We start from the raw sequence: 6,951 nt of genomic DNA on the forward strand, positions 1-6,951 counted from the left end.
CCCCCTTGAACAAGAACAAAAACGGATCAAATCTGGCAGCGAAGGGAATCGTTCATGCCATATGCCAGTACCGACCGTAGTCAGCTTGTCACCGAAGACGTCCGCGCCCGTCCCAAGCTGGAAGGCGGGCGGCGCTTTGTCATGCAGACCGAGTTTTCCCCCGCCGGCGACCAGCCCACGGCGATCGCGGAACTGACCCAAGGGGTGGGCGAAGGCGAGCGGAACCAGGTGCTGCTGGGCGCCACCGGCACCGGCAAGACCTTTACCATGGCCAAGGTGATCGAGGACACCCAGCGCCCGGCCATCATCCTCGCGCCCAACAAGACGCTGGCGGCGCAATTATACGGCGAATTCAAGGGCTTCTTCCCCGACAACTCGGTCGAATATTTCGTCAGCTTTTACGACTATTACCAGCCCGAAGCCTATGTTCCGCGCTCCGACACTTACATAGAAAAGGAATCCCAGATCAACGAGCAGATCGACCGCATGCGCCACTCGGCCACGCGGGCACTGCTGGAACGCGATGACGTGATCATCGTGGCGTCCGTCAGTTGCATCTACGGCATCGGCTCGGTCGAAACCTATGGCGCGATGACGCAGGACCTGAAGGTCGGTAAAGAGTATAATCAGCGCCAGGTGATGGCCGATCTGGTGGCCCAGCAATATCGCCGCAACGATCAGGCCTTTCAGCGTGGCTCGTTCCGGGTACGGGGTGACAGCCTGGAAATCTGGCCTGCCCACCTGGAGGACCGCGCCTGGAAACTCAGCTTTTTTGGTGAAGAACTGGAAACCCTGACCGAGTTCGACCCGCTCACCGGTGAGAAAACCGACACGATGGAGCAGGTCCGCATCTACGCCAATTCCCACTACGTGACACCGAAACCAACCATGCAGCAGGCGATCATCGAGATCAAAAAGGAACTCCGCATCCGGCTCGATCAACTGGTGGGCGAGGGCAAACTTCTCGAAGCGCAGCGGCTGGAACAACGCACCAATTTCGATCTGGAAATGCTCGAGGCCACCGGCGTCTGCAACGGGATCGAGAACTATTCGCGCTACCTCACCGGCCGCGCCCCCGGCGAGCCGCCCCCCACGCTGTTCGAGTTCATCCCAGACCACGCTATCGTCTTTGCCGATGAAAGCCATGTCAGCGTGCCGCAGATCGGCGGCATGTACCGAGGCGATTATCGCCGCAAATTCACGCTGGCCGAACATGGTTTCCGCTTGCCCTCCTGCATGGATAACCGCCCGCTGAAGTTCGAGGAATGGGATGCCATGCGCCCGCAATCGGTCTTTGTCTCGGCCACGCCCGCAGGATGGGAGATCGAGCAATCCGGCGGTGTCTTTACCGAACAGGTGATCCGCCCCACCGGCCTTTTGGACCCCGAGGTTGAAATCCGCCCCGTCGGAATGCAGGTGGACGACCTGCTGGACGAGGTCCGCAAAGTGGCCGGTGATGGTTATCGCACGCTGGTTACCACGCTGACCAAACGCATGGCCGAGGATCTGACCGAATACATGCACGAACAGGGCATCAAGGTCCGCTACATGCATTCCGACATCGACACGCTGGAACGCATCGAGATTCTGCGCGACCTGCGTCTGGGGGCCTTCGACGTGCTGATCGGCATCAACCTGCTGCGCGAGGGGCTCGACATCCCCGAATGCGGGCTGGTCGCCATTCTGGACGCCGACAAAGAAGGCTTCCTGCGGTCCGAGACCTCACTGGTTCAAACCATCGGCCGCGCCGCGCGCAACGTCGACGGGCGGGTGATCATGTATGCCGACAAGATCACCGGCTCCATGGAACGCGCTCTGAACGAGACCAACCGCCGCCGGGCCAAGCAGATCGCCTATAACGAGGAACACGGCATCACCCCCGCGACGGTGCAGAAGAATGTCGAGGATATACTGGCCGGTCTTTACAAGGGTGACGTCGACATGAACCGCGTCACCGCGACCATCGACAAACCGCTGCACGGTGCCAATCTCGAGGCGCATCTGGACGGGTTGCGCGACAAGATGCGCAAAGCCGCCGAGAACCTGGAATTCGAAGAGGCCGCCAATATCCGGGATGAGATCAAACGTCTGGAAGCGGTCGATCTGGCCATCGCCGACGACCCGATGGCGCGCCAATGGGCAGTCGAGAAAGCCTCGGAGGATGCGGTGAAATCACGTGGCCGCTCAACGGCAGGCAAGCCGGGGCAGCGCGGTGGGAATGTGAAGCGGAGGAAGCGGTAGAAAAAAACCTGAAACTGAACGTTGCAAATCAGTGCAATGAGCGAAACTATATCCAAAATTCTTGCCGGAGCACATTGTTTTGCCACTTGTCATACTCATCTTAACTGCCGTTGGTGGAGCTATCTGGTGGTGGGTGCGAAACAATCCGAGGGAGGCTATCAATACCGCTCATGACGTCGCTACAACACTGAAGAATGCACCGAGAAGGCTGGCTTTCCGAAGTGTCGCAAATGCCCATCCTGTCGAGGGCATCGACGATGAGAGAATCGCGATATGTGCAATTGCTCAGTCCTTTATTGAACTGGATGATCTGCCCACATCCGAGCAACGCCAACAGTTACATGTCCTGTTGCGTTCCAAACTGCGTTGTTCAGAAGAAGAAGCGAAAGAAATGGAAGTTCTTGGCCGCTGGCTAATGACCCAATGCAATGGTCCAGCCGATGCGGTGCCACGCTTAGGGCGCCGGTTGCGAAAACTAGACGCCGCTCGATCGTGGGCTCAGCTGCAGGAAATCTTGATGCCACTGGTGGGAGAGCAACTCTCCTCTGCTCAGATTCAAGCAATTGAGGATATTAAGTTCGCTTTGAAAGTACGGTAATTTTGGCTTGCGACCGCATACCATTCGAAATGGCCTGTGGGCAATTCCCGCGGCCCCCACTCTACGTTCTCAAAGCCACTCGCTTCGATTTGGACACACTGGCCATAGCCAACTCAAAAGGCGTTTCCGTATTGGTTAGTTGTCAGGTGCCGCCTCCTCGGTCTGAACTTTCAGGCTCTTTGTTCTCCACGATGCCACTTGACGCGCGTGGTGACCACATGTCTGAACCTATTTTGATGTGCCAGATGTGTGTCGAGGCGGGAGGCGTTGTTCAGGTCGGTTGAAAGCTCAAGACAAGTCACCGGTTTTAGCGCAATATCCATCCATGAGTCGTGGGTGCATTTACAACCCTAACTCAACCCGTTTCTTTTTGGTGAGTTTGGCAACAACCAACTCATACGAGGTCACGATGTGTTCGCGCAGAGAGCTGTTGCTCATGCCGCGCTCTTCATAGACCTGTAACCACTTCATCCCCCGAGACGCCAGATACGGGGCGGGGCGGATGCCGGGTTCGTCGCTGAGAACCTCATAGGCGAGATCGGTGGCCTTGAAAGTGAAAGCTGCCTCGCCTTCGTGCCAGCCGCAGACCGCAAACACCTTGCCGCCGACCTTCCACACATCCGCATTGCCCCATTGCACCACATGGCTGGTGGCCTTCAGACCGGAACAGAATGTGTTGAACTCATCCCGTGTCACCGTGCCACTCCTGACCACGGTCCCCAGATGGCGGGGCGGGTGGTGTCGCTCACCAGTTCACGACCGTGAAATTCACCATCACGCCTTTGTCCTTTTTCTCAAACTCGCGCGGGTCCGCCCAAACCTTGATCGACACTTTACCCTTTGTGCCAAGCTTTGGGTCCAGCACGAAATCCGTGATCGGAATGGTCAGCGACGGGACGCCCGAGCCCGGAGGCGTGGGCACCCATTTGCCATCCACCCGGGGAATGGACGCCTCGCCATCCACTTTCTTGTTCTTCTTGGCCAGTTCTTTCTTGAGTTGTTCAGCGAAGAACTTGACCACAGTCTTGTCGACGGATTTGACCTCTTTCTGGCATTTCTTCACAAAGGCTTTTTCCAGTTTTCCTTTCTTGTCCAGCGGCGCCACCGCTGTTCCGATCTTGCGCCCCACCTTCTTGCAGGCGCCTTCCATCTTCTTTTTTGCGGCATTTGGTATCAAATCAGGCATCTCAATTTCCCCCAAAAATGTCTTAAAGAACAGGCGCATCCTATCACAGGATAACGCCGCTCCAAACCGGGGGCGTGCAGTGGTGGTCCCTGGGCGTGGGATCACGACTTCATTGCAAGGTGTTATGAGGGCCCTAGCAGAGCCTATTCAAGGCAACCGCCCTGGGCCCAACTGCGCAGATTGGCCTTGAAATCTCCGCCATAGGGATGGGCTTTTTCGATGCTTTCAGAGCTTGGGTTCGCGGCATAGGTCTGGGCCTGGGTGCACAGCGCCTCGGGTGTCCATTGGTGGCAACCGGAACAGGACTGATCCTTCCACAGCCCTTCCGGCAGACCTTCGATCGGCGGGTAATGGGGCGAGCCGCGCACCAGTTCAGCGATCGTTTTGCCCCGAATCCGGTCATTTCCGAATGTCAGCCTGCCGTTGAGCGTGACCACTTCGCCGGGCTGCGCAGTGGCCGGTTCTGCCTGCGCTTCGGCCTTGCGCGTTACGGTCTGGGCTTCAAGCTCCAGGGCGGCGACCCGTTCCGAGGCCTGATCGGCGAAGGCGCCGCCGGGATAGCTGTCGAGATAGGTCTGGTAGGCATTGATGGTGTTGTCCGAGGCGGCCAGATCGAACATCAGCCGCTCGGTGTCGTTGACCTCGGGTGGTTCGGACGGTGGATCCTGAACCGCAGCGACCTGCGGTGCCTCCGGTGCCGGTTCGGGATCGGTGCGTGTTTCGGCAAACGAGTTCGACATCACCTGTTGCAGCCGCTCGCGTGCCGGATTCGCGTGTCGGCTGTCGGGAAACGCGCGCAGGAACAGCATGATCTGCACCGGGTCTTCCGAGTCCTTGATCGCGCTCCAGGCAAGATCTTCGGTCTCGAAGCTGGGCACCGGCGTCTGCTGCGGCGAAAACGAGAACTCGCGCGTCAGCGACGAGGTGTCCCAGGGGGTCTGCAGCCCGCGCGTCTGTGACAGAACATCGACGCGCACGGCCTTGAACAGCTGTTCGATCGGCATGCCGGGTTCTTCGATATGGCTCGCAAGGCTCTGCGTGAAGGGGCTGTTTCCGGCTTCACCGTCCAATGCAACCCCGCCGGGGTTGGTGGCATAGGCAAGGAAAGTGCCAGTGGGCGCTTTCATCTCGGCCAGCCCGTTGTCATCCATGTCCGCCAGATCTTCGAACGGGTTGTTGCGGCAGGCGTCCAGAATGACGATATTGGTCTTGTTGCGGGCCGAGGCCATCTGATGCAGGATCGATCGCGCCTCGACCGCCATCAGGTCCAGATCGGCCGGATCGCTCAGCGACACGTCGACCGGCAACAGGTAGTTCGACCCAAAGGATTGCACGCCATGCCCGGCGTAGAAGAACAGGCCCACGGTCTCTTCGCCGCCCTGGCGCAGGTCGCGCCCGAATTGGGCGATGGCGCGTTTCATCTCGATCTGGTTGCTGTCGGTCAGCAGCCGGACGTCGAACCCCATCTTTTCCAGCTTTTTCGATATCAGGCGTGAATCGTTGGCCGGATTGTCCAGCGCGGTGACCGATCCATAAGCGGAATTGCCAATGACAAGCGCGATGCGCGGATCGGCAAGCGCAGACCCGGTCCAGCCCAGCAGCAGCAAGGCCGTGATGACCCGCAGAGTGCGGATGAGTTTTTGTTTCATTTTCATGCCCCGACAACCATGGATGCCCGTCCCTGTGGTTGCAACCGGAATGTCCCGGACCGGGTGTGCGCAAAGGCGACCGGGCCCGGGGCGGATGCCGTCAGGGCAGGGGCAAATCCTGGCGAATTGCCCAATACGTCCTCATTAACGCCGCCTTTTAGGCTTTATTGTGACCTTCACCTGACTTATCCCTGAAACAGTCTCAACTTTTACGGGAAGGTGATCATGCAGGCCATATCCGCGTTTCGCTCAGTTCTGACAGTGGGGGGCCTCCTGCTGGGAACTGCCGCCCTGGCCCAAAGCGCCGATCCTTTCGAGCATGGCTGGGAGCTGGACGGCGAAGCCTCGGAGCTGCGCTTTCTGTCGGTCAAGAAGAACTCCAAGGCCGAACATAGCGGCTTTGCCAGCTTTTCGGGCGTGATCGACGAAAACGGCGCGGCCGAGATCCGGGTGCAGCTTGACAGCGTCGACACCAAGATCGACCTGCGCAATGTGCGGATGCGGTTCCTGTTTTTCGAGACCTTCAACTTTCCCGAGGCGGTGATCACCGCGCAATTGCCCACCGATCAACTGACCGATCTGCACGACGTGCGGCACAAGATCATTGATCTGCCTTATACCATGAACCTGCATGGCGTCACGCAGGAGCGCACCGCGCAGGTGGCGATCACGCTGGTGGACAACGACCGCGTGGCGGTGGCCAATACCGCCCCCATCGCCATTCCGCTGACCGATTTCGCGTTGGAAGAGGGGCGCGGCAAGCTGCAGGAGGCCGCCGAGGTCGATATCCTGCCTTTCGGTTTCGTCAGTTTCGGTTTCGTGTTTGACCGCGCCCGTCCTGGTACCCGGCCCAAACTGGTGCTGGCCGCGGCCACCCCGGGCGACACGGCGCTTGAAACCAAGGGTGATCTGGACCGCGATGCCTGTGTTGGACGGATGGAGATCCTGTCGCGCACCGGCAATATCTATTTCAATTCGGGCAGCGCCCGGCTGGACCGGTCCTCGCTGCCGCTGCTGGGCAACCTGCATGACATCATCAGCCGCTGCCCCGAATTGCGGATCGAGGTGGGGGGCCATACCGACCGCGACGGCTCGGATGCGGCGAACCGGGCGCTCAGCGAACGGCGGGCGCAGGCGGTCACCGACTATCTGGTTGCGCAGGGGATCGGGCCGGAACGGCTGGTCTCCGTGGGCTATGGCGAAAGCCGGCCCGTCGTGTCAAACGACACCGCCGAGGGCAAACGCCGCAATCGCCGGATCGAGTTCGTACCGGTGAA

Annotated in this window: 6 protein-coding genes; 3 read left to right on the forward strand and 3 right to left on the reverse strand. The window is 59.3% G+C overall.

Going from position 1 to position 6,951, the window contains the following annotated elements:
- The first annotated feature begins 54 nt into the window (after positions 1 to 54).
- The gene (uvrB, locus tag M3P21_RS09395) at positions 55 to 2,241 is read left to right on the forward strand and encodes an excinuclease ABC subunit UvrB (RefSeq protein ID WP_249709393.1); all 2,187 of its coding nucleotides are present in this window, start codon (positions 55 to 57) and stop codon (positions 2,239 to 2,241) included.
- A 79-nt stretch (positions 2,242 to 2,320) separates the two neighbouring features.
- The gene (locus M3P21_RS09400; RefSeq protein WP_249709395.1) at positions 2,321 to 2,839 is read left to right on the forward strand and encodes a hypothetical protein; all 519 of its coding nucleotides are present in this window, start codon (positions 2,321 to 2,323) and stop codon (positions 2,837 to 2,839) included.
- Between the two features lie 342 nt (positions 2,840 to 3,181).
- On the opposite strand, the gene M3P21_RS09405 is transcribed toward M3P21_RS09400, so the two are convergent.
- From M3P21_RS09405 to M3P21_RS09415, 3 genes are all read right to left on the reverse strand, one after another.
- Positions 3,182 to 3,535: an MmcQ/YjbR family DNA-binding protein gene (locus tag M3P21_RS09405; protein ID WP_249709397.1), complete on the reverse strand. Its 354-nt coding sequence runs from the start codon at positions 3,533 to 3,535 to the stop codon at positions 3,182 to 3,184.
- A 49-nt stretch (positions 3,536 to 3,584) separates the two neighbouring features.
- Entirely contained in the window at positions 3,585 to 4,025 is a 441-nt protein-coding gene (locus M3P21_RS09410) for a hypothetical protein (protein ID WP_249709399.1), read from the reverse strand.
- Between the two features lie 143 nt (positions 4,026 to 4,168).
- Complete coding sequence (locus tag M3P21_RS09415; RefSeq protein WP_249709401.1) at positions 4,169 to 5,674, reverse strand: caspase family protein; 1,506 nt, start codon at positions 5,672 to 5,674, stop codon at positions 4,169 to 4,171.
- 225 nt (positions 5,675 to 5,899) lie between these two features.
- Here M3P21_RS09415 and M3P21_RS09420 point away from each other — a divergent pair.
- Positions 5,900 to 6,951, forward strand: a 1,052-nt coding sequence (locus M3P21_RS09420; protein ID WP_249709403.1) for an OmpA family protein, incomplete at its 3' end; no start/stop codon positions are given.

It is taken from the genome of Ruegeria spongiae (assembly GCF_023502395.1).
GTDB lineage: Bacteria > Pseudomonadota > Alphaproteobacteria > Rhodobacterales > Rhodobacteraceae > Ruegeria_C > Ruegeria_C spongiae.

Excerpts from the sequence above, each read along its gene's own strand:
- uvrB (WP_249709393.1), top strand. The coding sequence starts at position 55 with ATGCCATATGCCAGTACCGACCGTAGTCAGCTTGTCACCGAAGACGTC.
- M3P21_RS09410 (WP_249709399.1), bottom strand. The coding sequence starts at position 4,025 with ATGCCTGATTTGATACCAAATGCCGCAAAAAAGAAGATGGAAGGCGCC.
- M3P21_RS09415 (WP_249709401.1), bottom strand. The coding sequence starts at position 5,674 with ATGAAACAAAAACTCATCCGCACTCTGCGGGTCATCACGGCCTTGCTG.